General features: G+C 63.8%; 27 protein-coding genes. 18 read left to right on the top strand and 9 right to left on the bottom strand.

Going from position 1 to position 26,748, the window contains the following annotated elements:
* The first annotated feature begins 96 nt into the window (after positions 1-96).
* Together MLB1_RS01490 and MLB1_RS01485 are read left to right on the top strand one after the other, a co-directional pair.
* Positions 97-1,617: an NAD(P)/FAD-dependent oxidoreductase gene (locus MLB1_RS01490; protein ID WP_180747981.1), complete on the top strand. Its 1,521-nt coding sequence runs from the start codon at positions 97-99 to the stop codon at positions 1,615-1,617.
* The gene (locus MLB1_RS01485) at positions 1,614-2,639 is read left to right on the top strand and encodes a hypothetical protein (protein WP_180747980.1); all 1,026 of its coding nucleotides are present in this window, start codon (positions 1,614-1,616) and stop codon (positions 2,637-2,639) included. Before MLB1_RS01490 ends, MLB1_RS01485 begins: the two co-directional genes overlap by 4 nt.
* A gap of 19 nt (positions 2,640-2,658) precedes the next feature.
* Here the strand turns inward: MLB1_RS01485 and ald are convergent, their stop codons facing one another.
* Complete coding sequence (gene ald / locus MLB1_RS01480) at positions 2,659-3,774, bottom strand: alanine dehydrogenase (protein ID WP_180747979.1); 1,116 nt, start codon at positions 3,772-3,774, stop codon at positions 2,659-2,661.
* Positions 3,775-3,877: 103 nt separating this feature from the next.
* On the opposite strand from ald, the gene MLB1_RS01475 reads away from it, so the two are divergent.
* Entirely contained in the window at positions 3,878-4,393 is a 516-nt protein-coding gene (locus MLB1_RS01475) for an Lrp/AsnC family transcriptional regulator (RefSeq protein ID WP_180747978.1), read from the top strand.
* A 10-nt stretch (positions 4,394-4,403) separates the two neighbouring features.
* Here the strand turns inward: MLB1_RS01475 and MLB1_RS01470 are convergent, their stop codons facing one another.
* Positions 4,404-6,653 carry a bifunctional SulP family inorganic anion transporter/carbonic anhydrase gene (locus tag MLB1_RS01470; RefSeq protein ID WP_180747977.1) on the bottom strand — a complete coding sequence of 750 codons (2,250 nt, stop codon included), beginning with the start codon at positions 6,651-6,653 and terminating at the stop codon, positions 4,404-4,406.
* A gap of 122 nt (positions 6,654-6,775) precedes the next feature.
* A complete protein-coding gene (locus MLB1_RS01465; RefSeq protein ID WP_180749622.1) occupies positions 6,776-7,057 on the bottom strand; it encodes a hypothetical protein in 282 nt (93 codons plus the stop codon).
* A gap of 488 nt (positions 7,058-7,545) precedes the next feature.
* On the opposite strand from MLB1_RS01465, the gene dapB reads away from it, so the two are divergent.
* The 9 genes from dapB to MLB1_RS01420 all read left to right on the top strand — a co-directional run bounded on the left by dapB (position 7,546) and on the right by MLB1_RS01420 (position 14,508).
* A complete protein-coding gene (gene dapB, locus MLB1_RS01460) occupies positions 7,546-8,274 on the top strand; it encodes a 4-hydroxy-tetrahydrodipicolinate reductase (protein WP_180749621.1) in 729 nt (242 codons plus the stop codon).
* The gene (locus tag MLB1_RS01455; protein WP_180747976.1) at positions 8,274-8,738 is read left to right on the top strand and encodes a hypothetical protein; all 465 of its coding nucleotides are present in this window, start codon (positions 8,274-8,276) and stop codon (positions 8,736-8,738) included. Before dapB ends, MLB1_RS01455 begins: the two co-directional genes overlap by 1 nt.
* Positions 8,735-9,187 (top strand): flavodoxin family protein, encoded by a 453-nt coding sequence (locus MLB1_RS01450; protein WP_180747975.1) that lies wholly within the window; start codon positions 8,735-8,737, stop codon positions 9,185-9,187. The genes MLB1_RS01455 and MLB1_RS01450 overlap by 4 nt, the downstream gene beginning before the upstream one ends.
* A gap of 10 nt (positions 9,188-9,197) precedes the next feature.
* Positions 9,198-9,659: a hypothetical protein gene (locus MLB1_RS01445; RefSeq protein ID WP_180747974.1), complete on the top strand. Its 462-nt coding sequence runs from the start codon at positions 9,198-9,200 to the stop codon at positions 9,657-9,659.
* Positions 9,660-9,892: 233 nt separating this feature from the next.
* The gene (locus MLB1_RS01440) at positions 9,893-11,188 is read left to right on the top strand and encodes an acyltransferase (protein WP_255485561.1); all 1,296 of its coding nucleotides are present in this window, start codon (positions 9,893-9,895) and stop codon (positions 11,186-11,188) included.
* 113 nt (positions 11,189-11,301) lie between these two features.
* Entirely contained in the window at positions 11,302-12,102 is an 801-nt protein-coding gene (locus MLB1_RS01435) for a thymidylate synthase (protein WP_180747973.1), read from the top strand.
* Positions 12,099-12,590, top strand: coding sequence for a dihydrofolate reductase (locus MLB1_RS01430; protein WP_180747972.1), 492 nt, complete (start codon positions 12,099-12,101; stop codon positions 12,588-12,590). Before MLB1_RS01435 ends, MLB1_RS01430 begins: the two co-directional genes overlap by 4 nt.
* A gap of 53 nt (positions 12,591-12,643) precedes the next feature.
* Complete coding sequence (locus tag MLB1_RS01425; protein WP_180749619.1) at positions 12,644-13,288, top strand: DsbA family protein; 645 nt, start codon at positions 12,644-12,646, stop codon at positions 13,286-13,288.
* Positions 13,285-14,508 (top strand): DNA glycosylase AlkZ-like family protein, encoded by a 1,224-nt coding sequence (locus tag MLB1_RS01420; protein WP_358147206.1) that lies wholly within the window; start codon positions 13,285-13,287, stop codon positions 14,506-14,508. The genes MLB1_RS01425 and MLB1_RS01420 overlap by 4 nt, the downstream gene beginning before the upstream one ends.
* On the opposite strand, the gene MLB1_RS01415 is transcribed toward MLB1_RS01420, so the two are convergent.
* Complete coding sequence (locus MLB1_RS01415) at positions 14,471-15,013, bottom strand: YceI family protein (protein WP_180747971.1); 543 nt, start codon at positions 15,011-15,013, stop codon at positions 14,471-14,473. The genes MLB1_RS01420 and MLB1_RS01415 overlap by 38 nt on opposite strands.
* A gap of 123 nt (positions 15,014-15,136) precedes the next feature.
* Between MLB1_RS01415 and thyX the strand changes: the two genes are divergently transcribed.
* From thyX to MLB1_RS01400, 3 genes are all read left to right on the top strand, one after another.
* Positions 15,137-15,889: an FAD-dependent thymidylate synthase gene (thyX, locus tag MLB1_RS01410; protein ID WP_180747970.1), complete on the top strand. Its 753-nt coding sequence runs from the start codon at positions 15,137-15,139 to the stop codon at positions 15,887-15,889.
* A 69-nt stretch (positions 15,890-15,958) separates the two neighbouring features.
* Entirely contained in the window at positions 15,959-16,834 is an 876-nt protein-coding gene (gene dapA / locus MLB1_RS01405) for a 4-hydroxy-tetrahydrodipicolinate synthase (RefSeq protein WP_180749617.1), read from the top strand.
* Positions 16,835-18,526: a ribonuclease J gene (locus MLB1_RS01400; RefSeq protein WP_180747969.1), complete on the top strand. Its 1,692-nt coding sequence runs from the start codon at positions 16,835-16,837 to the stop codon at positions 18,524-18,526.
* Positions 18,527-18,536: 10 nt separating this feature from the next.
* On the opposite strand, the gene MLB1_RS01395 is transcribed toward MLB1_RS01400, so the two are convergent.
* Genes MLB1_RS01395 through MLB1_RS01385 form a run of 3 tightly spaced genes read right to left on the bottom strand, consistent with a single transcriptional unit; the run spans position 18,537 to position 20,546 of the window.
* Positions 18,537-19,412: an SAM-dependent methyltransferase gene (locus tag MLB1_RS01395; RefSeq protein ID WP_180747968.1), complete on the bottom strand. Its 876-nt coding sequence runs from the start codon at positions 19,410-19,412 to the stop codon at positions 18,537-18,539.
* A 2-nt stretch (positions 19,413-19,414) separates the two neighbouring features.
* A complete protein-coding gene (locus tag MLB1_RS01390) occupies positions 19,415-20,233 on the bottom strand; it encodes a mycofactocin-coupled SDR family oxidoreductase (RefSeq protein WP_180747967.1) in 819 nt (272 codons plus the stop codon).
* Position 20,234: 1 nt separating this feature from the next.
* Positions 20,235-20,546 (bottom strand): putative quinol monooxygenase, encoded by a 312-nt coding sequence (locus MLB1_RS01385; RefSeq protein ID WP_180747966.1) that lies wholly within the window; start codon positions 20,544-20,546, stop codon positions 20,235-20,237.
* A 115-nt stretch (positions 20,547-20,661) separates the two neighbouring features.
* Between MLB1_RS01385 and MLB1_RS01380 the strand changes: the two genes are divergently transcribed.
* Positions 20,662-21,243 (top strand): hypothetical protein, encoded by a 582-nt coding sequence (locus tag MLB1_RS01380; RefSeq protein ID WP_180747965.1) that lies wholly within the window; start codon positions 20,662-20,664, stop codon positions 21,241-21,243.
* Here MLB1_RS01380 and MLB1_RS01375 read toward each other — a convergent pair.
* Positions 21,203-21,769 (bottom strand): TetR/AcrR family transcriptional regulator, encoded by a 567-nt coding sequence (locus tag MLB1_RS01375; protein ID WP_180747964.1) that lies wholly within the window; start codon positions 21,767-21,769, stop codon positions 21,203-21,205. The genes MLB1_RS01380 and MLB1_RS01375 overlap by 41 nt on opposite strands.
* Before the next feature lie 52 nt (positions 21,770-21,821).
* A complete protein-coding gene (locus MLB1_RS01370) occupies positions 21,822-23,195 on the bottom strand; it encodes an oxygenase MpaB family protein (protein ID WP_180747963.1) in 1,374 nt (457 codons plus the stop codon).
* A gap of 147 nt (positions 23,196-23,342) precedes the next feature.
* On the opposite strand from MLB1_RS01370, the gene MLB1_RS01365 reads away from it, so the two are divergent.
* Positions 23,343-23,885 carry a hypothetical protein gene (locus tag MLB1_RS01365; RefSeq protein WP_180747962.1) on the top strand — a complete coding sequence of 181 codons (543 nt, stop codon included), beginning with the start codon at positions 23,343-23,345 and terminating at the stop codon, positions 23,883-23,885.
* A gap of 128 nt (positions 23,886-24,013) precedes the next feature.
* On the top strand, positions 24,014-26,515 hold the full coding sequence (locus tag MLB1_RS01360; protein WP_180747961.1) for a DNA translocase FtsK: 2,502 nt from the start codon (positions 24,014-24,016) through the stop codon (positions 26,513-26,515).
* Positions 26,516-26,748 lie beyond the last annotated feature (233 nt).

Here is a 26,748-nt window from a genome sequence, read left to right as displayed (position 1 = left end):
TGACTAAAGCTCCTCTTGTCGTATCACCGCTCCTTCCTGCTAGCGTTGACGTAACCGAGTAATTCGTCAACAAGCACAAAGGGTGGTACCGCGCAGATGGCAGTTGATGGTCCTGTTGACGTCGTGGTCGTGGGAGCAGGCACGGCCGGTCTGGGTATGGCCGCCAAACTGCGCCAGACCGGGGTGGAGAATCTGCTGATTCTTGAGCAGGCCCAGGAGATCGGCGGCTACTGGCAGGCCGGCAGCTACGCGGCCACCATCGGCGATGAGTTAGCTGTGCAGCAGTCCTACTCGTTCTCGCCAAGTTCCTCTTCGCGCGCGGTCTGGGCGACACGTAAGGGCGTTCTCCAGTACCACCGGGATCTGGTCGCACGGCATGATTTAGAACCCGTGCTGAGGTTGCGGCACCGGGTGACTGGTCTTACCTTCGAGCCGGCCAGCGCCACGTGGCGGATCACCGTGGCGGGGAAAAAGTCCGTTGTCGCACGAAAGGTGGTCCTGGCGGTTGGCGCCGGAAAGACGCCGTTGCCACCAGAACTCGATGGAATCGATCAGTTCGACGGGCCGGTGCTGAGCACCGCGGACTGGGATGCGGGCTTCGACTTCTCGGGCCGCAACGTGGCGGTGATTGCGGCAGGTGCCAGCACCGTGCACGTGGTACCGGAACTTGTCAAGCAGGCCGCGCGGGTGCGGGTTTTCCAGCGCACGCCCGACTGGGTGTTACCGCGCTGGGGCGGTGAATCCCCGAGCCTCGCCGGGCGGCTGTTGTCCCACGCCTCGGGAACCATCGCGGGCCGGGTGACGGCCCGCTACCAGGAGATCTTGAGCCGGGGTCTGGTGCGGCGCGGTGTGGGTACTCGCCTCGTCGAGGCGGTGGCGGAGGGTCATCTCAACCGCAACGTGAAAGATGCCTGGTTGCGCCGCAACCTCCTTCCGGCCTACCGCGCGGGCAGTCGCCGCATCCTGTTCTCGGACGAGTTCTATCCGGCAGTGCAACAGGACAATTGCAAGCTCGTGCCATGGCCTGTCACCGGGGTGAGCGCCATCGGCGTTCGATCGGCGGATGCCATGACGCACAGGGCGGACTGTCTGGTTTTCGCCCTCGATGCTCCCGAGGTGATGCTTGAGCCGCCGTTCCCCATCCGCGGTGCGGGTGGCCGCACGCTAGACGCGCACTGGGGTGCTGAACCGTCCGCATATCACGGGGTGAATGTTCCTGGCTTCCCCAACCTTTTTCTACTCGCCGGTCCTGGTTCGGGCTCCAACGCACTTGCGGGGCTATCGCATACCGAGGCTCAAATCGACTATGTAGCAGCATTGTTGGCGCTGGTTGATTCACTGGCCTTCGTCTCGGTGGAGGTGCGTCCGGAGGCTCTGGAACGCGAGCGGGCGTGGTCGGCCCAGCGATTCGGCAAGAGCCCCTGGCGCGACGGTGCATTCCGCTGGTACCGCCAGATCGAGACGACGGCCAGTGAGCTGTTCCCTGGCACGGCAGGCGAATTCCGGCGGCGGCTCGAAGACTTCGACACCGCCGATTACCGGATTCTCACCCAGCAGGAACTCAGTGGCATCTCTAGTTCGACTGCTCACTCAACGAAGATAGGGGTAGCTCAATGACGACCGTACTGGCGGACGACCCGACCCGGGAGAACACCAAGAACATCACAAAGAACGACGAGTTCTTCGTGAACGTTCTCGGCAAGGTCAAGGCCAGGCAATGGACCCTGGCCGATTTCGACTGGGACAAGCCAGGTGCGGACACGATCAACCCCGAGCAGTTCGACGATCTGAAGCGGTTTATGTCCGATCTGGTGTGGATAGAGCATATCGGCGGCCGGATGATGGGCACGTTGGGTGTGACGGCGCCGAACGACACCTTGCGTGAGATCTATAGCTACTTTCATGCCGAGGAGCAGCGGCATGCCAATGCCGAAATAGCGTTGATGCACCGGTGGGGCATGCTGGAAGAGGGCGAGATCCCTCCGCAGTCAGCAGATATCAAGGCCCTGCTGCAAGCAATGCACGGGTTCGACGCTATCGGTGACCGGCGTCTGCCCTTCATGTACATGGCGACGGCCATCCCGTTCTTCGAGGTGGGGCTGGACGGTGCGGTGCTCAAGTTCCTCTCCGGCGAGATCGAGGACCCGCTGTTTCACGAGGTTTTCGCCAAGATCAACTCCGACGAATCACGCCATTTGGCAGTGGGTTTCGCGGTCATGGACATGTTGGGCACCCGCAAATTCTCCAAAATGCTGGTCGAGGATGTGGCGCCGCTACTCAAGCCGGTCACCATCGTCCGCGCTATCGGGCTGGCCAACCCTCACATCATCCGGTTCGCGGGCTTTCTGACCCGGGTGGGTGACGCCATGCGGAACATGGGCATCGACACGATACTTATCCAGCGTGCGTTCGACCGCTATGCGGAATCCGGCGGCAGGAACAGCAGTAGCGCCCGCCGGTTGCCGGCCTTCCGGTTACTGCGTTCACCCATCGTGAACAGCACCTACTTCAGCGATTTCGACCATCCGCTGCACAAGGTCGGCCGGGCGGTGAACAAGTTCAACGACAAAGTGCCTTATCGGAAGAACGTCAAGATGCCCACGTGGACACAAGATCTCACACCCGATACCGAGGTGTAGCCGGTACAGGACTGCCGCGTTACGTGAGCAGGCCCGCGGGATCGGTGAAGGGCAGCTCGAGATCCTCGGCGACGTGCGCGTTCAGCAACGCACCTTCATGTGTCGAGAGCCCCTTGGCCAGTGCGGTGTCTTCGCGGCAAGCCCGGCGCCAGCCCTTGTCCGCCAGTGCCAACACATACGGCATGGTGGCGTTGGTCAAGGCGAAGGTGGACGTGCGCGGCACCGCACCCGGCATATTGGCCACGCAGTAGAAGACGCTGTCATGCACGGTATAGGTCGGCTCGTCGTGCGTGGTCGGGCGGGAGTCGGCGAAGCAGCCACCCTGGTCGATCGCGATATCCACCAGCACTGAACCCGGCTTCATCTGGGCTACAAGCGAATTCGATATCAACTTGGGGGCCTTGGCCCCGGGGATGAGTACCGCGCCGATCACCAGGTCGGCCCGCTTGACGGCCCCCTCCAGCTCCAGGGAGGAGGAGTAGCGGGTCCGGACGCGTCCGCCGAATTCCGCGTCAAGCTCGCGCAGCTTGTTGAGATTTACGTCGAAAACCGTGACATGAGCGCCCATTCCGGCGGCGACACGGGCGGCGTTGTATCCGGCAACCCCACCGCCGATCACCACGACGTCGGCCGGGCCGACGCCGGGAACGCCGCCCATCACCAGACCGCGCCCGCCTGCTGGAGTCATCAGGTGGTAGGCGCCAACCTGTGCGGAAAGCCGCCCGGCCACCTCGCTCATCGGTGCGAGCAAGGGGAGTGCGCCGTCGGATGTCTGCACCGTCTCGTAGGCGATCGACGTGGTTCCCGACTTCAGCAGCGCCTCCGTGCAGGGCAGCGAGGCAGCCAGGTGCAGGTACGTGAAGAGGGTCTGCCCGCGGCGCATGTGGGCATACTCGGGCTCGATGGGTTCCTTGACCTTGAGCAGGAGATCTGCCTCGGCCCACACCTTTTCGGCGCCGTTGATGACCTGGGCGCCGGCCGCCTTGAAGTCGATATCGGATATCGAGGAGCCTTCGCCGGCCCCCGACTGGATGATCACCTCATGTCCGCGGCGGGTCAGCTCGGCAACTCCGGCCGGGGTGGTGGCCACGCGGTACTCGTTGTTCTTGATCTCGGTAGGGATGCCTACGCGCATGATGATGTCTCCTGTTCGGGGATCGCCCCATTTCTCACCTCAAGTGTGAAGAAGCGTCGAGAAACATGCAATATTCCTGACGAAGATTCGGTATATTGCAAATATGGTCGCAAAATCACCGGAATCGCAGCTTGACACGGTCCCCACGCCGAATGATGTTCGGCGCGTGGAGCTTGATGACGTCGACCGCCGCATCCTGCTGGAACTGCATGACGACGCACGTATACCCAACAGCGCGTTAGCCGAGGCGGTGGGGATTGCGGCGTCCACGTGTCATGGACGGGTTCGACGTCTCCAGGAAACCGGGGTGATCCGTGGATTCTTCACCGACGTCGATCCGGCGGCCATTGGTCGGCCGCTGCAGGCGATGATCTCGGTCAGCCTGCAAGCCAACGCCCGGGGCAGGATCCGTACGTTCATCCGGGACATCCGTCAGCTGCCGCAGGTCATCGACGTGTACTTCCTGGCCGGCGCCGACGACTACATCTTGCACGTGGCGGCCCGCGACACCGAGGACCTGAGGTCCTTCGTCGTTGAGAAACTCAACGCACAGCCCGATGTCGCGGGCACGCAGACGTCGTTGATCTTCGAGCATCTACGTGGGGGAGCGCCCCTGTAGATGCCGGGGATCAGCTCGTGGCCGGCGCTGGGTCCTCCACAACGTCGTTCGTGGCGCCGTCCTGGCCCACGATCCCGTTCTCGTCCACCTCGTACACGTGTGCTTCGGCGATGTTGAAGAACGTGCCGACTACGCGTACCCGGCCCGCCACGACGGCTCCGGCCAGAATCGGGTGGTGGACAAGCCTTTCCACCTGAATTGCCACGTTCACGATGCCGAGCTGGTCGACCTCGTTGAACCCGCATGCCTCAGCGCTGGCCCGGGCCGGATGGTGTTCCTGGTAGGCGATGAGGCTGTCCCGGCCGTAATCGAGCCACCGGCCCACCGGGGTGGTGGGCGCGTCCGTGGACTCCGACAGCAGCGCCTTCATGGCCCCGCATGACGAATGTCCGCACACCACAATTGAGCTCACGCCCAGCTGGTTGATCGCGAAATCGAGCGAGGCATCTACCGAACCGTCGGCGGGATCGGTGGGCACCAGGTTTCCGACATTGCGCACCGTGAACAGGTCGCCCGGACCGCTGGCGGTGATGACATTCGGCAGGATGCGCGAGTCTGCGCAGGTGAGGAACAGCGCGTCCGGATTCTGGCTGTCGACGAGCTCGGCGACGTGCGGACGCAACGCGTTCGAGCCTCGCGCGTTGTACTCGTTGATGCCATCGATGATCGACGCACCCGCTCCGTCATTATCGCTGCGGCGCCATGACCGCCACGGCACCAAACCGACAGCGCGAGAAACGAAATGGCGCTGCGGCCGAGTGGTATGCGCGTGGTGCAGCTTGGCGTGTGAGGACTCGACGATCATCACGGTGCCGCCACCCGCCTCGTGGGCGCGCTTCCAATCGGAGATGGCCTCCGAGATGGCGTGATCGACATAATCGGCGTTGATGGCCAGCGTGACATGGGCACCCGGCGGGACGGTGCTGAGTGTCTTGGTTAGTCGCGGCATCGACAGGAAGCTCAGGGTTCCGTCCAGCTCGACGTGCCACTGGCGTGAGCCCTCGGTGCCGAACGGCCTGGCCTCCATATGCGCCCGCATGACCCGGGCCACCAGGATGCCGATGGCCACCAGCAGGCCGATGCCCACGCCCTCCAACAGGTTGAGGAAGACGACACAGACCATGGTGATGGCGTACACCGCTAAATCGCCTGTGCGCCAGGCGAGCTTCATGTGTGCCAACTTGACCAGCTGGATACCGATGACGATCAGCAGACCCGCCAAAGCGGCCTTGGGGATGAGCTGTACCAGATTGCTGAACAGTGAGGCGAACAGCAAGACCCAGACGCCGTGCATGATCGCCGATGTCCGAGTCTTTGCACCCGCGGCCACGTTGGTGGAGCTGCGGACGATCACACCGGTGATGGGCAGACCGCCGAGAAAGCCGGACGCCACGTTCGCACTGCCCTGACCGATCATCTCGCGATCGAAGTTGGTGCGGGGACCGGTGTGCAGTTTGTCGACGGCGACCGCGGACAGCAGCGACTCGACGCTCGCGATCAGGGCGATGGTCACCACGCCCAGGATCACCGCACCCCATTCTCCGTTGGCCGGTCCGACCAGCGTCGGCAGGCTCAGCGCGTCAAAGAAGTTACCTGACAAGCTGATTCGCTCGGCTGGCGAGTTGGTGACATATGCGAGCGCGGTGGCACCGACGATCGCGACCAGCGCACCGGGGATCATCCGGATCTTGGGCGGCAGTTTGGGCCACAGCAGCAAGATGGCGATAACCATCACGCCAATGATCACGTCGGGCAGGTGATGGTTGAGGACGCCCTGTGGCAGCGCCTTGAGGTTCAGCCACGCGGAGCTCTGCGATGTGCCGCCCATCAGAACGTGGATCTGCTGCAGTGCGATCGTGACGCCGATACCGGCGAGCATCGCGTGCACCACCACCGGCGCGATGGCAAGGGCGGCCCGGGCCATCTTGCTCAACCCGAACAGGATCTGGAGAACTCCCGCAGCCATGGTGATGAGGCAGGTCATCTGCCAGCCGAATTCATTGATGAGCTCGGCCACCACCACGGTGAGGCCGGCGGCGGGGCCGCTGACCTGAAGGGGTGATCCGCCGATGGCGCCGGCGACGATGCCACCGACCACGGCCGCGATGAGGCCCGCCATGAGCGGGGCACCGGAGGCGATCGCGATACCGAGGGAAAGCGGTAGCGCGACGAGGAATACGACGAGGGAGGCCGGGAGGTCGTGCCGCAGGTTCTGCAGGAACGACGCTTTCGAGGCCTGCTCGGTGGCAGGAGTCGCCATGTTAGTAAGCCCTATCGGGATTAAGGGTCGCAGCAGCCGCAGCTCTATGCGCGTGCGCGACTAGTGGATAGATATGGATGATGAGACGCGTATGACGGCGTCTTTGCCGTCACGGTGACGGCTCAGCGTCGATCTATCCCGAGGGTGATAAGGCGTTGTCGTCCTAAGTTGTCGGGCGCACGAGAAAACAGTGAGCCTCGCGCGGCCAGTAGTGCCAGCAGAGCGGCACCCAAAAGGGCAGACATGTAAAGGGCCACGGGCAATCGCAGCGACAACGCGCTGGGCTGCTGCCGGATTCGTGTGGCGGCCGCGCTCACCGAGCTCTTGGCGTGCTCGTGAATCTCCTCGGGCGACAGGCTCGACGCTGGCGAAGCACCAACAACGGCCGCTCGCCACCCGAACATCTGCCCGTGCGTGGCCGGTCCGAGGAAGCACAGGGCCGCTAGGAGGACGATTGCAACGCCCCCCATACGCGTCAATCGCTTGCGGCCCGACATGGGTTTTAGAGTACCAGTGGATGCGTGATCTTGATCGTATCGCAGCTAGGGATACGTTTCTGAGAGGAACCTGAGAGCATCGCGTAATGCCGGCAAATGGTTGCCAGAATCGTGAGAGCGGTCACAGCCGATTGCTCGACGGGGCGTTGTCACACGCGCCGGTGTACTCAGAAATAGCCTCAACCAGGAGTTGATGCAATCTACTGGCAAATTGAGCGTATGACAGGAATTTCGTAGCTCACGTGATCGCCGGGGGATCTGTCCGGTGAACATCCTGTGTGCCCGGCGGCGAGCGACGCGCACGATTGCGTCTGCGAGGTGTCGCTCGTAGTCGGGCACCACGCAGGGCGTCTGCTGAGTGTGTCCGCCGACGATAAGGTGACCGCGTGACCACCATCGCGACCGGAGTGCTCGGAGCCCAGGGAAAGGTCGGCCAGGCCATGTGTCAGGCCGTCGATGCCGCCGTCGATCTTGACCTGGTGGCCGCTGTTGACAAGGACGACTCGCTGGAAGCGCTCACGGCGGCCGGCGTCGTCATCGACTTCACCCATCCCGATGTCGTCATGAACAATCTGAAGTTCTTGATAGGCAACGGTATCCACGCTGTCGTCGGCACCACCGGCTTTACCGACGAGCGTCTGGACCAGGTGCGGGCCTGGCTTGCCGAAAGCCCGGGAACGGGTGTGTTGATCGCCCCGAACTTCGCGATCGGTGCCGTGCTGTCGATGAAGTTCGCCCAGCAGGCCGCCCGATTCTTCGAATCGGTCGAGGTCATCGAGCTGCACCACCCCAACAAGGCGGACGCCCCATCGGGAACAGCGACCCGCACCGCGCGTTTGATCGCCGAGGCGCGTAAGGGATTGCCGCCGAGCCCCGACGCCACCAGCACCGGGATCGAGGGAGCGCGCGGTGCCGATGTCGACGGAGTGCGGGTGCACGCGGTCCGTGTCGCAGGACTTGTCGCGCATCAGGAAGTGCTGTTCGGGACGACCGGCGAGACGTTGACCATCCGGCACGACAGCATCGACCGGTCGTCCTTCGCGCCGGGTGTGCTGCTGGCCGTGCGCAACATCGCGGCACGGCCGGGCCTGACGATTGGCATCGAGCCCCTGCTGGAGCTGTAATGTCCGCCGCCGCCCGGGTCAAGATCCTCATCGCGTTCATGTGCGCGGCGATGGTGGCGTACTTCCTGATCCTGGGCCGGATGGGTGTTGCCCTCGTCGAAACCGGGAAGCCTGCGGCGATCGGCATGGGGATCGGGGTGCTGATCCTTCCGTTCATCGGGTTGTGGGCCATGGTCGCCACTTTGCGTGCGGGCTTCGCCCATCAGAGACTCGCGGGGCTGGCGGCAGAGCGGGGCCGCGAACTGGATGTCAGCGCATTGCGCAGGACACCGTCCGGACGCGTCAACCGGGAGGACGCCGACGCACTCTTCGCGATCGTGAAGGCCGAGGTCGAGGCCGAACCCGACGACTGGGTGGGGTGGTATCGGCTGGCCCGTGCCTATGACTATGCCGGGGATCGTGGTCGCGCCCGCGAGACGATGCACACCGCCGTGCTGATGCAGCAGGAGGCGGCAACCCCATGAGCCGCCTGCTGGTGGTGCACCACACCCCGTCACCGGCCACCCGTGAACTGCTGGAAGCGGTGCTGGCAGGTGCCAAGGATCCCGATATCTCGGGGGTCGAGGTGGTGGCCCGTCCCGCTCTGGCCGCGACGATCCCCGACATGCTCGAGGCCGACGGGTACCTATTCGGAACTACCGCGAATTTCGGATACATGTCCGGCGCGCTCAAACACTTCTTCGACACCGTCTACTACCCGAGCCTGGATCACGTCGCCGCACGTCCCTATGGCCTGTGGGTGCACGGCAACAATGACACGGTGGGCGCGGCGTCCGCGGTGGACAAGATCGTGACCGGGCTGGCGCTGGAGAAGGCGGCAGACGTGCTTGAGGTTGTCGGGCCGATCGATGCATCCGTGCGCGAGCAGGCCTATAACCTTGGCGGCACGCTCGCCGCGATCTTGATGCAATAAGGAGACTGGCATGCCCGGACTTGCCGAACTTGCCCTGGGGGCAGCACCTATCGCCGGTGGCGCACTGCTGGGAGCTGTAGCAGGCAATCTCAAACCCCCGGACTTCCGCGCGATGATCGCCAAGGACTTCGACTTGTTGGACCGCATCCCCGCGGAACAGACCGAACGTCGCGCAGCATTCCAGCGCAGCATCGACCAACGCATCGATGATCTGATCGCCACTAGCGACCGAAGCCGCTCGCTACGGGAGGCGGCGCTGTCGTATGGCGGGGGCTGGCGGGACATCCTGGTGTTCGTCGGAGCCGTTCTGTTCACCGTGATCTGGTGGAACGTCGAGCACACGCGGACGAACTGGCTGGTCATGTTCCTGGTGATGCTGGCCTTGGCGCTGGTCGCCGGGTTCTACGCGACGCGCACGATGCTGCGCAGTATGCAAAGCCTTGCGGGCCGGGCGCGGCGCCATACCGAATAGCGGTGGGGTGCCGAAATGGCGGAGTTCATATGACTCGCTCCGCCATTCTGCAGGTAATTAGGAACTTCGCAATAAATAAAATTCGAATCGGTCATGTGCGCCATAGTCTGTCAAATTCGACTTACGTTATTACGTATTTTTAATCATGGGTCGACCCGGGGCGACTCGTCACCTATCTATATTGTAGAAAAGGTGATGAGTTAGCTATTCAGCTCTGGGAGGGGAATTCCGATATGGCGGAATCTGCAGGTAACGCCACGCTAGGCGCGACCGAAACAGTCGGTATTCAGCGGATGCTCTCGGCGGCCGAATCGGAATTGAACCATCTGCGGAGGTACACCACCATTTGGTATGTCGCGTGGCTGCACGGTGACCTGGACATCGCAGCATTGAGCGCGGCCGCGACGCTCTTGCAGCAGAAGCACCCCTACCTTGCGGCACGGGTCGAACCCGTCGGCCGCCGTTTCCGGGTCACCACCGAACCGGCGCGCGACACCGTCGTGTCGCTGCGGACGGAGCCCCTCGAAGATATCGCGACGCTGCCGGTGCTCTCGCTCGACGACGGGACCTTTGCGATCCTGGTCCACCCGCAGGAAGCCGGCAGTGCTGTCGCGGTCGGTGTGGACCACTCGGTCGCGGATGCGCGCCTCAGTTATGTCTACTTCTACGAACTGTGGGAGCTCTACACCTGGATCGTGAGCACAGGAGAGATTCCTCAGCCGCAGTCTCAGCGTTTTCCCGTGGCTCCGGAGACCGCGATGGCGAGCCGGGGTCTTCAGCAGACTCCTCTCCCCGAGAAGCCGTGGTTCGCGCCGACCTACTGGGGTGGCAAGCAGCAGCACGAGATATCCACCTCCCCAGGAACGGTCTTGGGGTGGAAGCAACGCTTTGACCCCGAAGTGTCCGCCAGATTGCGGGCGGCGGCCCGGCAACGGCACGCCACCGTGAATAGCCTGGTCACGGGTGTTATCGCGCTGGCAGAACGTGCTTTGATCCCCGTCGACTCCGGCGAGCCGGTGAACCTGGGATTCGAGTCGCTGGTGGACTATCGCCAGCACCTGACACCGCCTGCCGAACTCGGAGAGATCGCCAACGGAATCATGATCGCCCGGAGCCAGGTAATGGTCCGTGCACACGATGACCCCGTGCAGGTCGGCTCCGAGGTGACACGTCAGATCATCGAGGACATCAGCAGCGGGTTTCTCCTGCAATGCGTTCACCACATCGCTGACACGTTCCTGACCGGTCGTTTCGGACCGTTTATCCGGATCACCAACCCTGGAATTCTGCCCACCCCGCCCCTGCCTGCAGGCCTGATCATGGAGGACTTCGACGTCCAACTGGCAACACCCCCGGTCGCGATCGCGGCAGGCTCGCCCTTGCCGCACGCCACCCGATACGAGGTCTATTCCATCGGCGACGAATTCACCATCGTCTGCAAATTCCCCGCCGCATCCCTGACCGCCGAACAGGCTGGTGCATTGCGCGCGGACATTGTCGCCGGGATCGAAGCGCTCGCGAATCCGTAGAACGGCACGGCGTCATCCCACGGTGAATATCGCGGCAAGGGATGGCGTAAGAGAGCGGCACGCGCCGGATTGCTATCGACGTGATCGTCGTAGGGGCCACGTAAGCTGACCGAGTGTCCATACCCACCCCTTACGAGGATCTGCTGCGCCTCGTGCTCGATCAGGGCACACCGAAGTCGGATCGCACCGGCACCGGCACCCGCAGCATCTTCGGCCACCAGCTGCGTTACCGCCTGGACGACGGCTTCCCGTTGATCACCACCAAGAAGGTGCACCTGAAGTCGGTGATCTATGAGCTGTTGTGGTTCCTGCGTGGCGACTCCAATGTCCGTTGGCTGCAAGAGCACGGAGTCACCATCTGGGACGAGTGGGCATCGGAGACCGGGGAGCTGGGTCCGGTGTACGGGGTGCAGTGGCGCTCCTGGCCCACCCCGTCGGGTGAGCACATCGACCAGATCGGCTCCGCGCTGGAAGTGTTGCGCACCAACCCCGATTCGCGACGCAACATCGTCTCGGCCTGGAACGTCGGCGAGATCCCGCAGATGGCGCTGCCGCCGTGCCACGCCTTCTTCCAGTTCTACGTCGCCGACGGCAAGCTGAGCTGCCAGCTGTATCAACGCAGCGCCGACCTGTTCCTCGGAGTTCCGTTCAATATCGCCAGCTACGCGCTGCTCACGCACATGATGGCCGCGCAGGCCGGGCTCGGAGTGGGCGACTTCGTGTGGACGGGTGGTGACTGTCATATCTATGACAACCATGTCGAGCAGGTCACCGAACAGCTCCGCCGCGATCCCTATCCGTACCCCAGATTGGTTTTGGCGCAGCGTAATTCGATATTCGATTACGAGTACGACGACATTTCCGTCGAGGACTACCAGCATCACCCGGCCATCAAGGCGCCTGTCGCGGTATGACCGGAACCATCGGACTGATCTGGGCGCAGTCGCGCGACGGCATCATCGGTGCGGACGGTGCTATACCGTGGCGGCTACCGGAAGATCAGGCGCATTTCAAGCGAATCACCATGGGGCACACCGTCATCATGGGGCGCAAGACGTGGGAGTCGTTGCCGGCGAGCGTTCGGCCATTGCCGGGTAGGCCCAATATCGTGCTGACCAGAGATGCGTTGTTCGAACCGGACGATGCTTTGGCAGTGGGATGTGTGGACGCCGCGATGGCCGCTTCCGATGAGGCGCCTTGGGTCATCGGTGGCGGGGAGATCTATCGGCTGTTCCTGCCTCTCGCGCAGCGATGCGAGGTGACGGTGGTGGACGTCGACGTATCGGGCGATGCTCTCGCGCCGGAGCTCGATGAGAGCTGGGTTGTTGAGGAAAACGACTGGAAAACAAGCGAATCCGGGGTCCGGTATCAGTTCCTGAGCTACCGGAAGGTCGACGTGTGAGTCCCCCGCGAGCGGGAGGAGCCCCCAGTGTGCTGCTCCCGCTGGCCATCCTGATGGCCACCGCGGTGCTGGCTCTCGCCGGTTGCACCCGCACTGTTGATGGAGCCGCGTCGGCGCCCGCCGAAGCCGCAGGCTGGGGGAGCAGCCAGGGTGCCGCCGTGACGGTGGGTGGCGCCGGTGATGTCGCCGCCGGTATCACCGTGTTCGTCGATTTCCAATGTCCGTTCTGCCAGCGATTCGAGGCCGAATACGGCGAGGACATCACGAAATACGTGACCGAAGGTCGGTTGCGGGTGACCTACCGGCCGGTGAGCTTCCTGGATCCGATCTCGGCCAGCGGCGACTACTCGTCACGCGCTGCGGCATCGCTTTTCCTGATCGACAAGTCGGGTGCCTCCGATGCGGTGATCCTGGGCTTCATCGGTGAGATGTTTCGTAGGCAGCCGGCCGAAGGCATTGGGAACCTCACTAATCTGCAGATCAGTGAGATAGCCGCCGGGGCCGGGGTGACGGGTGATGTGCTGCGCGAGATTTCGTCTCTTCAGATCGCCGATGCCGATCACCGACGGACTGCCGGCAACGAGCAGCAGCTGACCGACCAGGGGCTGGGAGGTGTCCCCAGCGTCGTCGACGGCTCGGGGGAGATCGTCGACCCGTCCGATCCAGACTGGTTGGCGCGTCTTGTGGGAGCCCGGTGAGCCGGTCGACGTTGAACGTCGGGCAGGCGCGGCGCATTGCAATTGCGGCCCAGGGCTTCACCGACACACCAGCGACATCGATCACGCGCGCGCATCTACGCAGGCTCATCGCCAGAATTCAGGTTCTGCAACTGGATTCGGTATCGGTTGCGGTGCGCGCACACTATGCGCCGGTGTTCAGCAGACTCGGACCCTACGACCGCGCGCTTCTGGACGACGCCGCCTGGAGTCACAGCGCCCGAACGCCGCGGCTGCTCATCGAGTACTGGGCGCACGAGGCAGCACTGATGTCCATCCAGGACTGGCCGCTGATGCGGTGGCGGATGCGCGAATACCGGCACGGGCGGTGGGCGCGAAAGTTCGTCGAGGAAAATCCACAGCTCGTCGACGATGTGCTCGCAGCCGTCGCCGAACTCGGGCCATGTACCGCCGGACAGATCGAGGCATACCTGGAGAGGGAAGCGCCGGGCCGCAAAGGCCCGTGGTGGGATCGCAGCGAGACCAAGTGGATCGCCGAAGCCCTGTTTTCCTCCGGCGAGCTGACCACCGACAAGCGGGTCGGCTTCTCGCGGCATTACCAGCTGGCGCACAAGGTGATTCCCGCCGAGATCTACCAACGTGAGGTCTCCGATGAGGAGGCGGTGCTGGAGTTGGCGCGCCGCGCGGCGCGCGCGCTGGGCATCGCTACCGAGGCCGATATCCGCGACTACTTCCGGCTGTCGGCCGGGCAGATCAAACCAGCGCTGGCCGCGCTCGCCGACGCGGGGGAAGTCGAGAAGGTGGCGGTCGACGGGTGGAGTGCCCCGGCGTATCTGGCTGCTGGGCAGACGATTCCGCGTGTCGACCGTGGTACCGCGTTGCTGTGCCCCTTCGATCCGCTGATCTTCTTTCGTCCCAGGGTCGAGCGGCTCTTCGACTTCCACTATCGCATCGAGATCTATACGCCGGCGCCCAAGCGGCAGTACGGGTACTACGTCTGGCCGTTTCTGCTCGACGGGCATCTCGTCGGCAGGGTCGACCTCAAGGCCGATCGCACAACCGGGACGCTCAATGTAGTGGGAGCGTTCGCCGAGGCGGGGCAGGATCCGTCACGCATCGCCGCGCCCCTGGCCGAGCAGCTGGGCGCGATGGCCTCCTGGCTGGACCTCGACGCTGTCGCGGTGGGGAAGCGCGGCGATCTGATCAAGCCCCTTGGTGGCGTCCTTCGAACGACACGGTGACCAGGTCGGCGACCTTCAGCGATCCCATCGCCATCGAAAACGGCTTGACCTGATACGCCCGCTGAGACACTTCCGTCGTGAGGCTCAGGTGCTGGTTGTCACCGCTATCGACGACAACAAGATCGAGATCGACAATCTGTGTCACTCCGTGAATTGTCAGGGGACCATGCAGTCGGTAGCCCGCGTCGCTCTGCGTGATCCTCTTGGCATGGAACTCGATGGTGGGAAATCGCTTGGCGTTCAGCGTCTTCAACGCATTGGATCGCACGATGATTTTCTCGGGTGCAGTGAGCGGTGTCAGTCCGCCCTCGCCGCTTGCGACCCGCAGCGAGTCCACATCGACCACGAGACTGGCGGATGAGGGCAGGTCGTCGGACTCGTCGATCGAGACGGTCCAGGACTCCATGACGATCGTCAGCCGGTGGCCCATGCGGGCGGCCCGCCCGGTGACACCGGTCTGCAGGGTTAGCGTGCCGTTCTGGGGTCCAAGCGTCCAGGAGCTCACGGGTCGATCGTATGTGTGACCGCTTGAGCCGCCGACACGCCGCGTGGCGGTTGGTTCGTATCGCACGTTGCCGCCGCAAGACGGCGTGTCGGCGAGGACTCACGCGGAAAGTAGGGTGTGCGCGTGGCTGAGATCGTGCCGCTGCGTGTGCAGCTGATAGCGAAGACCGACTTCATCGCACCTCCAGACATCGACTGGAGCACCGATGCCGACGGTGGATCCGCGCTGGTCGAATTCGCCGGCCGGGCCTGCTACCAGAGCTGGGCCAAGCCCAACCCACGCACGGCCACCAACGAGAGCTACCTGCGTCACGTCATCGAAGTGGGACACCTGTCGGTGCTCGAACACGCCTCGGTCACCTTCTACATCACGGGCATTTCACGCTCCTGCACACACGAGCTGATTCGACACCGCCACTTCTCGTACTCGCAGCTCTCGCAGCGGTTCGTCCCCGAGGCGGACTCCAACGTGGTGCTGCCGCCTGCCGTCGAAGAGGACCCGGAGCTGGTGGAGCTGCTGCGCAAGGCCACCGATGCCAGCCGCGCGGCCTACGTCGAGCTGCTGGAGAAGCTGGAATCCAAGCTCGCCGACGTCCCCAATGCCGTCCTGCGGCGCAAGCAGGCGCGGCAGGCGGCCCGATCGGTACTGCCCAATGCCACCGAGACCCGGATTGTCGTCACCGGGAACTACCGGGCCTGGCGGCATTTCATCGCGATGCGGGCGAGCGAGCATGCCGACGTGGAGATTCGGCGCCTGGCGATCGCCTGTCTGCGGCAGCTCGCCGACCTGGCGCCGTCCATATTCGGCGACTTCGATATCGCAACACTGGCCGACGGCACAGAGGTCGCGATCTCCCCGCTGGTCTACGAGGGATAAGACACAGAGGGCACGGCATATTCGCTTGGTCGGGGCGGGTATTCTCATGCCGTGACAGCAGGTGAAACAGTGGCGCGGCTCGGCACCGTGCTCACCGCGATGGTGACCCCGTTCGATGCCGATGGCGCCCTAGACGTCGATACCGCGGTCCGGTTGGCCGCGCACCTAGTCGACGCCGGATGCGATGGCCTCGTGCTCTCCGGCACCACCGGGGAGTCGCCCGTTACCTCCGATGCCGAGAAGCTGACCCTGTTGCGCGAGGTAGTGGCCGCTGTCGGCGACCGTGCCCGCGTCATTGCCGGGTCGGGGACGTACGACACCGCGCACACCATCAAGCTGTCCCGGGAGTGCGAGGCTGCCGGAGCGGACGGCCTGCTGGTTGTCACCCCGTATTACTCGCGGCCCTCACAGGTAGGGCTGCTGGCGCATTTCACCGCCGTTGCCGATGCGGTGAACGTGCCCGTCATCCTGTACGACATCCCGCCGCGTTCGGTCATCCCGATCGATTTCGGCACCATCCGCGAACTGGCGGCCCACCCGAACATCGTGGCCGTCAAGGATGCCAAGGGTGACCTGCACGGTGGCGCCCAGATCATCGCCGGCACCGATGTTGTCTACTACTCGGGCGACGACCCGCTGAACTTGCCGTGGCTGTCGGTGGGGGCGGTCGGATTCGTCAGCGTTATCTCGCACTTTGTGGCCGGGCCGCTGCGGGAGATGCTGGCGGCGTACAACGCCGGGGATGTGGAGACTGCCCGCAAGCTCAATGCCCAGGTGGCGCCCCTGACCGAGGCATGTAGACGACTGGGTGCCGTGGGGGCCGTGAAGGCCGGACTTCGGTTGCAGGGCATCGAGGTTGGCGATCCCCGCCTACCGAACGTGCCACCGAGCGCGGAACAGATCGAAGGATTGGCAGCGGATATGCGCGCTGCCGGGGTGCTGTAAGTGCCGTTAACCCCACCCGAGGATCTGCGCGCGCCCAAACCGCTCGCCGATGGCGCGTTGCGTGTGACGGCACTCGGCGGTATCAGCGAAATCGGCCGCAACATGACGGTTTTCGAGCTGCGCGGACGTCTACTCATCATCGACTGCGGAGTGCTTTTTCCGGGCCATGACGAGCCCGGCGTCGACCTCATCCTGCCCGATATTCGCCTTATCGAAGATCGACTCGACGATGTCGAGGCGCTGGTCCTGACGCACGCGCACGAGGATCACATCGGTGCGATCCCGTTCCTGCTCAAGATGCGCCCCGATATCCCAGTGGTGGGTTCGGCGTTCACGTTGGCGCTGGTGGAGGCCAAGTGCCGGGAGCACCGCATCACCCCACGGTTCGTGAAGGTCGCCGAGGGGGAAAGGTCCACCCACGGAGCTTTTGAATGCGAGTACTTCGCGGTCAACCACTCCATTCCGGACGCCCTCGCCATCGCCGTGCACACGGAAGCCGGGACGATCCTGCACACCGGTGACATCAAGCTCGATCCGCTGCCGCCGGACCGCCGTCCGACCGACTTGCCCGGACTGTCCGGGCTGGGGGATCGGGGCGTCGATCTGTTCCTCGTCGACTCCACCAACTCCGAGATTCCGGGGGTGGGCCCGTCGGAGAGCGAGATCGCCCCGACGCTCAACCGGCTCATCGAGACCGCCCGTGGCCGAGTGATCATTGCGTGTTTTGCCAGCAATGTGGCGCGGGTGCAACAGATCGTCGATGCCTCGGTGGCGCACGGCCGCCGTGTCGCACTTGTGGGCCGATCGATGGTGCGCAATATGGGCATCGCACGCGATCTGGGCTTCCTCGATATCGACGATCGCAATCTCATCAACGTAGAGGTTGCGAACGAGCTTGCACCGCAACGAGTCGTGATGGTCACCACCGGTACGCAGGGCGAACCGATGGCAGCGCTGTCGCGCATGGCGCGTGGCGACCACCGTCAGATCACACTGACCACCGACGATTTGGTCATCCTGTCCTCCTCGTTGGTGCCTGGCAACGAGGAGGCGGTTTACGGCGTCATCGACTCCCTCGCGAAGGTGGGCACTCGGGTGGTGACGAATACCCATGCACGGGTCCATGTTTCGGGCCACGCCTACGCGGGTGAGCTGCTCTACCTATACAACGCGGTGCGGCCGCGCAATGTCATGCCGGTGCACGGCACCTGGCGGCACCTGCGCGCCAATGCGGCGCTCGCAGTCAAGACCGGTGTCGACGATGACCGGATCGTTTTGGCGGAGAACGGCGTGAGCGTGGACCTGCACAACGAGCGCGCTCGTATTTCGGGGCGGGTTCCGGTGGGCAAGATGTTTGTCCAGGGCCTCGTCGACGGCGATGTCTCCGATGTGACCGTGGGTGAGCGTCTGGTCCTGGGTGGAGGAGGTTTCATCGCGGTCACCGTCGCGGTGCGCAGCGACGGACGCACCGTTGGTCGGCCACAGCTGTTCTCGCGCGGCTTCTCCGATGACGCCAAGGCGCTTGACCCGGTGACTGAACTGGTCATCGCGGAATTGAATTCTCTTGCTGGGCAAGCTGTCACCGATACTAGCCGCATCGCGCAGGCCGTGCGGCGAGTGGTGGGCAAGTGGGTTGGTGAGGTCTATCGGCGTCAGCCGATGATCGTGCCGACCGTGCTCACCGTGGACTGATCCCGGCGAGCTAGTTCTTTTCGGCGAGCACGGTCCGTTCGAGTTCGGTGGTCGACAGCCGCCGTCCGGCGGGCGTCAGATAGCGGTCCCGGTATTCGGGGCCGCTGACATCCTCGACCACTCGCCAGCCGTACTCGGCAAGCAGCGGTGCCACCGAAGTGGGTGATAGACCGAACATCCATACCTGGCTGCGTACCCGAAACCGTTTGTACAGCATCGTGTTTCCATACAAATTCGAACCGTCGATGAAGTCGCGCTGAACGTAGGTAAGCGCGAGGCGGCTCCCGGGCGCTACCGTGCTCAAGAAGGCGAACGTCGCGCGGACCGCGGGCTCGGAGAGGTACTGCGTCACGCCCTCCCAGATGAAGAAGGTGCGCGCAGTGATGTCATGCCCGGCCCGTCGCAGCGCGTCGGCCAGATCGTCCTGCTGAAAATCGACAGGGATCAGGTGAACCGACGGTGGTACCGCGCCCACCGCCTTCTCGATGGCGCGCCGCTTGACCGCCGTGTTCACCGGCTGGTCAACCTCGAACACCGGGACCGGAGAGGTTCGGGCCAGCCGGCACCCGCGGGTGTCCAACCCAGCACCTAAATTGACCACCGAATCGAATGTGCCTGCGGAAGAAGCGAGTTGGTCATCGATATAGCGCTTACGGCACACGAAGATCGACCAGGCGCCCTGGCCGCTGCGCTCGGCCAGACGCACCAGAAGATTCCGCAGCGGTGTCCATGCCATGGCACGGACGAACCGCCGGAGCCCGCCGGGCAGGATCGGGGCCGCCAGGTCGTCGTCGAGAATCCGGCCGCCCCGTGGTTCATGCTGCTCGATCGCCGCGATGGCCATCGGACCGAAGGCGGTCTGCGCGGCGGGATTTGATCGTGTCACGCCTAACGCCTGTTGGTGAAGCCGGCGTCGATGGGGAGCGCGACGCCGGTGACGTACCGGGCGTCCTCGGAGACCAGCCATGCCACCGCGTTGGCCATATCCTCGGCCTCCATAAGCACCACGGGTAGTGCGTGTCCGGTATCGGACATTCCTTCGGGTGCGCCGTTGGTGAACAGCGCCTCCGTCACCGGGTTCACCAGCATTGGTGTCGCGACACCCCCGGGGTGAATCGTGTTAACCCGAATATTATGTGGCGCAAGCATATTGGCGTAGGACCGCATCAGGCCCACCAGTGCGTGCTTGGCGGCCGTATAGGCGAGTCCGCCGGGGGAGTTCATCACCATCCCGGTGAGTCCCGCGACCGAGCTTGTCAACACAATCGAGCCCCCGACGCCGCGCGCCACCAGCGATGGCCGGGCCACCTCGATGGTGTGATACACCCCGGTGAGGTTGACGTCGAGAACATCGGTCCAGCCGGCCTCGCCGCTCTCGGGAGTCAGCGTGGCAATGCCGGCATTGGCGACCACAATGTCGACCGGGCCAAGCGCCTCGACGCCGGCGTCATAGGCCGCTTGTAGGGCATCCCTATCGCGGACGTCTGCCCGATGTGCCGTGATGCTACGGCCCAGCGCGTCAACCTCTTTGACCGTCAGATCAAGGTCCTCGGGTGTAGCCATCGCGTACTCCACCGACGCGATCTGCGAGCAGATGTCGACCGCGATGATGCTGGCTCCCTCGGAGGCCAGCTTGATCGCGTGTGCGCGGCCCTGGCCACGTGCCGCGCCGGTGATGAACGCGACCTTGCCGTCGAGTTTTCCCATATCAGTGCGTCAGATCTCCCTTGGCGGGATCGCCCGCTGGAAGAGGTTCGGCGATAACAATTTCCGGTGGCTGGGCCAATAGTGGGCCCACTTTGCCGAACATCGCGGTGACCGCGGGTGCCTTGCCGTGCGCTGCCAGTGCCTCGTTGCTCGCCCAGGATTCGACGAAGACGAACCGATCATGGGCCTCGTGCAGGGTGTACAGATCGCAGCCCGGCTCGTCGTGGACCAAGGGGATCGTTTCGAGGAGCGCGGCGCGAACCTCGTCGCGCTTGTCTGGCTGGGGATACAGGAACGCCACCACAGTGGGCATGGAACACCTCTCGTCGTTGGGAGTGGATCGATTTCCACCGTACCGAAGCTGGCTGGCAGCCACCGCTCGATAGGCTTTCCAATAATCAGGAGTCGCCGGGAGACGCGAGGGAACATTGACCGATCCAGAGCCGTCGCCGGGATTGCCGATCCGGACCGAGGTCGTCGTCACCGAGGAGCGACTGCAGACCCTTGCCAAGGGTGCATTCCGGACGGTCTTGCGGTCTAGGGGCGTATGGATTCTCCTCGTTCTGAGCGTTGTGTACGTCGCCTATTTCTTCGCCTTCGTGGGCACGACCGCAGGTGTCGTCATCTTGGTCGTAGTGGCGGCGGCAGTGGTGCTTGTCGCCGCGGTGCTTCGCTCACGTACCCGGCGGTCGATGCAGGCGATACCGGCCGGTACGGTGCAGCGCGCGGAGTTCAGATCGGCCGATTTCACCTACTGGACGCTGCGTGCGACGACGAATGCGCTGCTTGGGCAATCGTTTCTGACGGCTCGGTTCATGAGCGTGCGCGACTATGCCGAGATTCAGAATGTCGTGGCGAACGACGCTGTCGTGGGGATCATCTTTTCCGCGCGACCGGCAACGCGCGAGATCTTCCCCCGTGCGTTGTTTCCCGATGAGGCCCTCGCCTTGATATCCCGATACGCCAAGGTCACCGGGAAGTGGCAGTCTCCGTCGGCACCGACGAATTGAGCCAGACGGAGTACTCGTCGAGAGCGGCGTTGAGCCGCGTGCGGTCAACCTGGGTGCCGATCTCTTGGGCGCCGACCAGGATGCTGAAACCGATGCGCGCCAGGGTGTCGGCACGGTTCGGGTCAAACCCCGCCTTGATGTAGTGCCTCGTGAGGTGCTTGTGCCGAACCTGGTCGACACGATGCTGTGCCGCCGCGACATACCGGTCGGCCGTGGCCCACACCCGAATGGCCTTCTCAACCTCGTGGTCGGCATCGCGAGCCGCTTGTTCCAGGACTTCCAGGCGTTCCTGTGGATCGGCGACTTCATCCACGCGCTTGCGTTGCGCGGCGGTGACCTCGTTCTCCCAATGGTCGATGACGGCCTTATAGAACTCTGCCCCGCTGCCGAAGTGGTGATACAGCGAGCCGGTTGTCACACCGATCCTTCGGCACACGGCGGTGGTGGTGAGCGCCGGTTTACCGCCCAAGGCCAGCAGTTCGAAGGCGGCCCGGAAATAGTCGTCACGCGAGACCTTCTCGGTCATACACTAACCATAGATGAATCTATGGAAGGGATGAAGACCCAGATTGGCGCGCCTAGCCGCTGACATGCGGCGCGTGCGGCACCGGGCATCCTGCCGGTGTCGCCGCTGTCGCGTCATGGTGGGTATAGGACGCGTCGTGCATCCCGCCGAACTTGGCCAGTGCCTGGTTCAGCACGGTGGCAGACCACCAGAGCAGCTCGCCATTGCGTTGCCGGGCACGCTGTTTGGCGCCGGGCAGCTTGTCTAGGACGCGCCGGAACTGCACGTTGGCGTGCACAGCGATACCCGTTAACGCAGTCCACGGCTGTAGTCGGGCGTCACGCAGGGGAGTGGCGCGCACCAGCGCTCGCACCAGCTCCTCGCCGCCGTAGTACGCGGCGATACCGAGAACGGGAGTGAAGACCAGTCGACCGACGCGTCCGGTAAATCCCTTGTCCACGAAGCCGAATGCTGCGTTCATCATGATGTCGGTCCACTCCGAGGGTCCACCGGCGTAGGCGACCATGTAGTCCATGGTTTCCATGCCCTCGGCCACCGACTTCGGAATGAGCTCGTCGGCCACGCCGAAGACATAGGCGATGTAGGCCCAATACATCACGGCTGCCTCGAGATCAGCCGTCGTGCGCGTGCGCCCATGCTGGTGGTCGATGAGCGGCGGAATGAGCCCGAAGGTCATCGCCGCACCCATCATCATCGAATTGGAGATCGGGTTGCCGTGATGAGCGAACTGCTCGTTACCCCAGGACCGCCGCAGTCCGGCGCGCACCTGTGAGTGCATCAAACGCACCCGCACGGTGTCCTTGAAGGGCTCCGAAAAGCGTTCCAGAGCACCGCGATAGGTCATCTTCCGGAACCATGCGGTGGTTTCCAGGTTGCGCCGCAGTGTGTCGTTGACGAATCTTCCTGTCGCACCGGTGGCGTAGGCGACCTCATCGCCCACGAAGGTGCCGAAGGTGTCCCCGAATCCCATGCCGAACTTCGCGGCGAGCGACGAGTCGTTCCACAGTTGGCGCCCCCGCTCCCAGAGATTCGGGTCGTACCAGTCGGGCGGGTTGTCGAGCTGCTCGAACAGCGCCACGAACTCCGCCGGCGGATTCTCGACCGATTCGATGCCATGGTCGAGGGCTTGGTTGAGCATCGCGCGCCCCTGGCGCGCGGGCATCTTGCGGATGCGGTCCACCACGGCGTCCATGAGCTCATCGCCCTGCCACAGGTGATCGACGAGCAGCCGGGTCCGCGGTGTCTCCGGTGGGATCTCGTGGAACTCCATCCACGGTTTCAGGATGTCCTCGCGTGATTGCGTCCACATGGCGTCGTAGCGCAACCGTGGCGGCGCCGGCCGCAGCTTGTTGCCGGGCCGCCAGTAGCAGTCGTAGGGGTGCGTTTCGACAGGTGATGCGGTTGATAGGGCGCCGTTGCCACTCATGGGAGAAGGCTAGCGAGCATCCGGCCATGTTGGCAACAGTCATTGTCAAGTGTCTCGTCGGATTTCCTTCGGCGAGCCAAAAGGTCTGGTTACAATCAGCCTCGCTATTTTGCTGACTCGGTAACCACAAATATGGGGAGGGTTGGAGTGCGGTTTCTAACTCGATTGGCCGGCGTCGCCACGCTGACACTGGGAATGGTCCTGGGGTCGCTGGCCTCCGCGGCTGCGGATCCAGATATCTCCGGGGATCCGAATCCGTATCCCGACGTCAACAACATCACCAAGTTCAAACAGGCCGACTTCGAGCCATTTCTGCGCGATGACACCGATGGCGCCTGGTTCTCGACGCCACGAGGGTTGACCTGTGCGATCTGGATCGACGGCAGCTTTGGCTGCAATGGTTCGTTCCCCGGGGCACCTCCCGGTGCGAACCAGGTGGCCTGGTTTCCTGGCGATTGGCGCGCGCATTTCGACACCACCAACGAACCACTGTTCGCCCCAGGGACGCGTCCGCCGGTGCTTACGCCGGGCAACTACCTCAACTATCGTGCCGTGAAATGCGCGGTGACCAAGGACGCCGGCGTCTACTGCTTCCGGGGCCATTCGGCCAGCAGTTACAACGGCGACCAGTTCTACATCGCGGCGAATCAGTCCTGGCTGGGTGAGACGAAGCCGCGTCCCGACCGCTAAGCCGCGTTTCGAAGGTCACGAGACCGTCTCAGGGCGGCCTCGCGTAGGTGACAAAACATTTGCCTACATGCGCTTTTATCCGTGTTGTAGATGGTGCAGATGTGGCTATTGCGACTAGGCTGTCGGCCATGGCGAGTAAGACTGTCAGCCGTTCACGTGGCCGGAACACCAAATCGGGAACCCGGTCGCGTAACACTGCGCCCACCCGTCGTCCGGCCCCGCGCCGCCGTAACCAGCGTCGTAACCAGCACTGGTCGGCGCCGCTGGTGGCAGTGGGTCGTGGCGCCCGCGCAGGCTGGCACGCCTGCGCGCAAGGAGTGGGAACCCTTTTTCGGTCGGTAGGCCGGGCTCGCGACATCGAGCACGGCCATCGGCGCGACGGTGTTGCGTTGGCATTGCTGGGTCTGGCGTTCGTGGTGGGTGCCAGCTCGTGGTTCCACGCGGCCAAACCAGTTGGCGGCTGGATCGACAGTGTCTTCCGTGCCGTCGTCGGTTCCGGTGTGGTGTTGGTTCCGGTGATCACTCTCGTCATCGCCGTGTTCTTGATGCGCACCGAGCCGAATCCCGAGGAGCGTCCGCGTCTGCTCCTGGGCTTCGCGATGGTCGCCTTGCCGATCCTCGGCCTGTGGCATCTGTTCGCCGGTTCACCCGATGGCCCCGAGGGACGTTCGATCGCGGGCGGCTTCGTCGGCTTTGTGATCGGTGGACCGCTTGCACAAGGCCTCACCGCATGGATCGCCGCACCGCTACTCCTGATGGCGATCGTCTTCGGGGTGCTGCTCCTGACCGGCACCACCATTCGCGATATCCCCGACACGCTGCGGAACATGTTCTCGCCCCGGGAGTATGACGAATGGGACGAGGACTGGGACGAGGACGACGAGAACGCGGACGACGCCGTGGAGCCGGAAGACGATTACGAGGCGACACGTGAATTCACGCGCGGGGCAACGCCGATGGAGAACTACCCCCTCCAGGAAGACAGCGTGGACGTTGCCGCGGCGCCCGCATCCGTTCCGTCCGCACCCAAGCCCGTGCCGGTGGTCAAATCGACCAAGAAGACCAAGCCGAAACCGCAGATGCCCGTTGTTGATCGGGTGATCGAGGGTCCCTACATGCTGCCCTCGCTGGATCTGCTCATCGCAGGAGACCCGCCGAAGGAGAGCAGCGCGGCCAATGACGACATGATCGCCGCGATCACCGGGGTGCTGGAGCAGTTCAAGGTCGACGCCGCGGTCACCGGTTTCAACCGCGGTCCTACCGTCACCCGTTACGAGGTCGAGCTCGGCCCCGGCGTCAAGGTGGAGAAAATCACCGCGCTGCAACGCAATATCGCCTACGCGGTGGCCACCGACAGCGTGCGCCTGCTGGCCCCGATCCCTGGTAAATCCGCGGTGGGTATCGAGGTGCCGAATACCGACCGCGAGATGGTGCGCCTGGCCGACGTGCTGACCGCGCCCGAGACCCGCCGGGATCACCATCCGCTGTTGATCGGTCTGGGCAAGGACATTGAGGGCGACTTCATTTCGGCCAACCTGGCCAAGATGCCGCACTTGCTGGTCGCCGGTTCCACCGGTTCGGGTAAATCGAGTTTCGTCAACTCGATGCTCGTCTCTCTGCTGGCACGCGCCACCCCGGAGGAGGTCAGGATGATCCTGATCGACCCGAAGATGGTGGAATTGACGCCCTACGAAGGCATTCCGCACCTGATCACGCCGATCATCACCTCGCCTAAGAAGGCGGCGGCCGCCCTGACGTGGCTGGTGGAGGAGATGGAACAGCGCTACCAGGATATGCAGGCCAGCAAGGTCCGGCACATCAACGACTTCAACGCGAAGGTGCGCTCCGGCGAGATCACCACACCGTTGGGCAGCCAGCGTGAGTACCGTCCGTACCCCTTCATTCTCGCCGTCGTAGACGAGCTCGCCGACCTGATGATGACCGCCCCCCGCGATGTCGAGGAAGCCATCGTGCGCATCACGCAGAAGGCGCGCGCGGCCGGTATCCACCTGGTGCTGGCCACTCAGCGTCCGTCGGTGGATGTCGTCACGGGCCTCATCAAGACGAATGTGCCGTCACGCCTTGCCTTTGCGACGTCATCGCTCACCGACAGCCGCGTCATCCTGGACCAGCCCGGCGCCGAAAAGCTCATCGGTATGGGCGACGCGCTGTTCCTGCCGATGGGGGCGGGGCGGCCCATCCGCATGCAGGGTGCGTTCATCACCGACGAAGAGATCAGCGCGGTGGTGTCCGCCGCCAAGGAGCAGGCCGAACCCGACTACAACGAGGGCGTCACCAAGGCCAAGGTCGGTGGCGGACCAGGCAAAGAGGACGTCGACCCCGATATCGGTGACGATATGGATGCCTTGCTGCAGGCCGTCGAGCTGGTTGTATCGAGCCAGTTTGGCTCCACCTCGATGCTGCAGCGCAAGCTGCGCGTGGGCTTCGCCAAGGCCGGCCGTCTCATCGATCTAATGGAAAACCGCGGAATCGTGGGCCCCAGCGAGGGATCCAAGGCCCGCGAGGTGCTCGCGAAACCCGACGAACTCGCGGCGGTGCTCGCCTCCATTCGAGGCGGCGGGGGATCCGACGAGGACGAAGACGATGGCGGCGTCCCCGAAGACTTCTGAGCCACTGGGTGTATTTCCTGGTGTCGATTATGCGAGCCGGGGTCCGTCGACGATGATCTCCTTCGTTGCTGTAGCAACGAAGGAGATATTGGTGAGTACTTCCCTGAGCGTGCGCAGTGGGCTCCTGTAGAACGGGAAGCCCGTTGGGGTTTCATTACTCAGAACTGGATACGGACGTTAGCCAGATTTACTTCGGTCGACTCGCTCGCAGTAACTATTTCGCTGGGCTGTCG

Source organism: Mycobacteroides sp. LB1 (assembly GCF_013449725.1).
Taxonomy (GTDB): Bacteria; Actinomycetota; Actinomycetes; order Mycobacteriales; family Mycobacteriaceae; genus Mycobacterium.
The sequence above is the reverse complement of the archived record's forward strand: the minus strand, read 5'-3'. Positions and strand labels throughout refer to the sequence as shown.

What these genes read in the sequence shown, in the direction of transcription:
- MLB1_RS01360 (WP_180747961.1), top strand. Translation starts at nt 24,014, where the DNA reads ATGGCGAGTAAGACTGTCAGCCGTTCACGTGGCCGGAACACCAAATCG.
- MLB1_RS01490 (WP_180747981.1), top strand. Translation starts at nt 97, where the DNA reads ATGGCAGTTGATGGTCCTGTTGACGTCGTGGTCGTGGGAGCAGGCACG.
- MLB1_RS01430 (WP_180747972.1), top strand. Translation starts at nt 12,099, where the DNA reads ATGACCGGAACCATCGGACTGATCTGGGCGCAGTCGCGCGACGGCATC.
- ald (WP_180747979.1), bottom strand. Translation starts at nt 3,774, where the DNA reads ATGCGCGTAGGCATCCCTACCGAGATCAAGAACAACGAGTACCGCGTG.
- MLB1_RS01370 (WP_180747963.1), bottom strand. Translation starts at nt 23,195, where the DNA reads ATGAGTGGCAACGGCGCCCTATCAACCGCATCACCTGTCGAAACGCAC.
- MLB1_RS01465 (WP_180749622.1), bottom strand. Translation starts at nt 7,057, where the DNA reads ATGTTCGGGTGGCGAGCGGCCGTTGTTGGTGCTTCGCCAGCGTCGAGC.
- MLB1_RS01455 (WP_180747976.1), top strand. Translation starts at nt 8,274, where the DNA reads ATGTCCGCCGCCGCCCGGGTCAAGATCCTCATCGCGTTCATGTGCGCG.
- MLB1_RS01450 (WP_180747975.1), top strand. Translation starts at nt 8,735, where the DNA reads ATGAGCCGCCTGCTGGTGGTGCACCACACCCCGTCACCGGCCACCCGT.
- MLB1_RS01475 (WP_180747978.1), top strand. Translation starts at nt 3,878, where the DNA reads ATGGTCGCAAAATCACCGGAATCGCAGCTTGACACGGTCCCCACGCCG.
- MLB1_RS01470 (WP_180747977.1), bottom strand. Translation starts at nt 6,653, where the DNA reads ATGGCGACTCCTGCCACCGAGCAGGCCTCGAAAGCGTCGTTCCTGCAG.
- MLB1_RS01375 (WP_180747964.1), bottom strand. Translation starts at nt 21,769, where the DNA reads ATGACCGAGAAGGTCTCGCGTGACGACTATTTCCGGGCCGCCTTCGAA.
- MLB1_RS01385 (WP_180747966.1), bottom strand. Translation starts at nt 20,546, where the DNA reads ATGCCCACTGTGGTGGCGTTCCTGTATCCCCAGCCAGACAAGCGCGAC.
- MLB1_RS01425 (WP_180749619.1), top strand. Translation starts at nt 12,644, where the DNA reads ATGGCCACCGCGGTGCTGGCTCTCGCCGGTTGCACCCGCACTGTTGAT.
- MLB1_RS01390 (WP_180747967.1), bottom strand. Translation starts at nt 20,233, where the DNA reads ATGGGAAAACTCGACGGCAAGGTCGCGTTCATCACCGGCGCGGCACGT.
- MLB1_RS01440 (WP_255485561.1), top strand. Translation starts at nt 9,893, where the DNA reads ATGGCGGAATCTGCAGGTAACGCCACGCTAGGCGCGACCGAAACAGTC.
- MLB1_RS01485 (WP_180747980.1), top strand. Translation starts at nt 1,614, where the DNA reads ATGACGACCGTACTGGCGGACGACCCGACCCGGGAGAACACCAAGAAC.
- MLB1_RS01445 (WP_180747974.1), top strand. Translation starts at nt 9,198, where the DNA reads ATGCCCGGACTTGCCGAACTTGCCCTGGGGGCAGCACCTATCGCCGGT.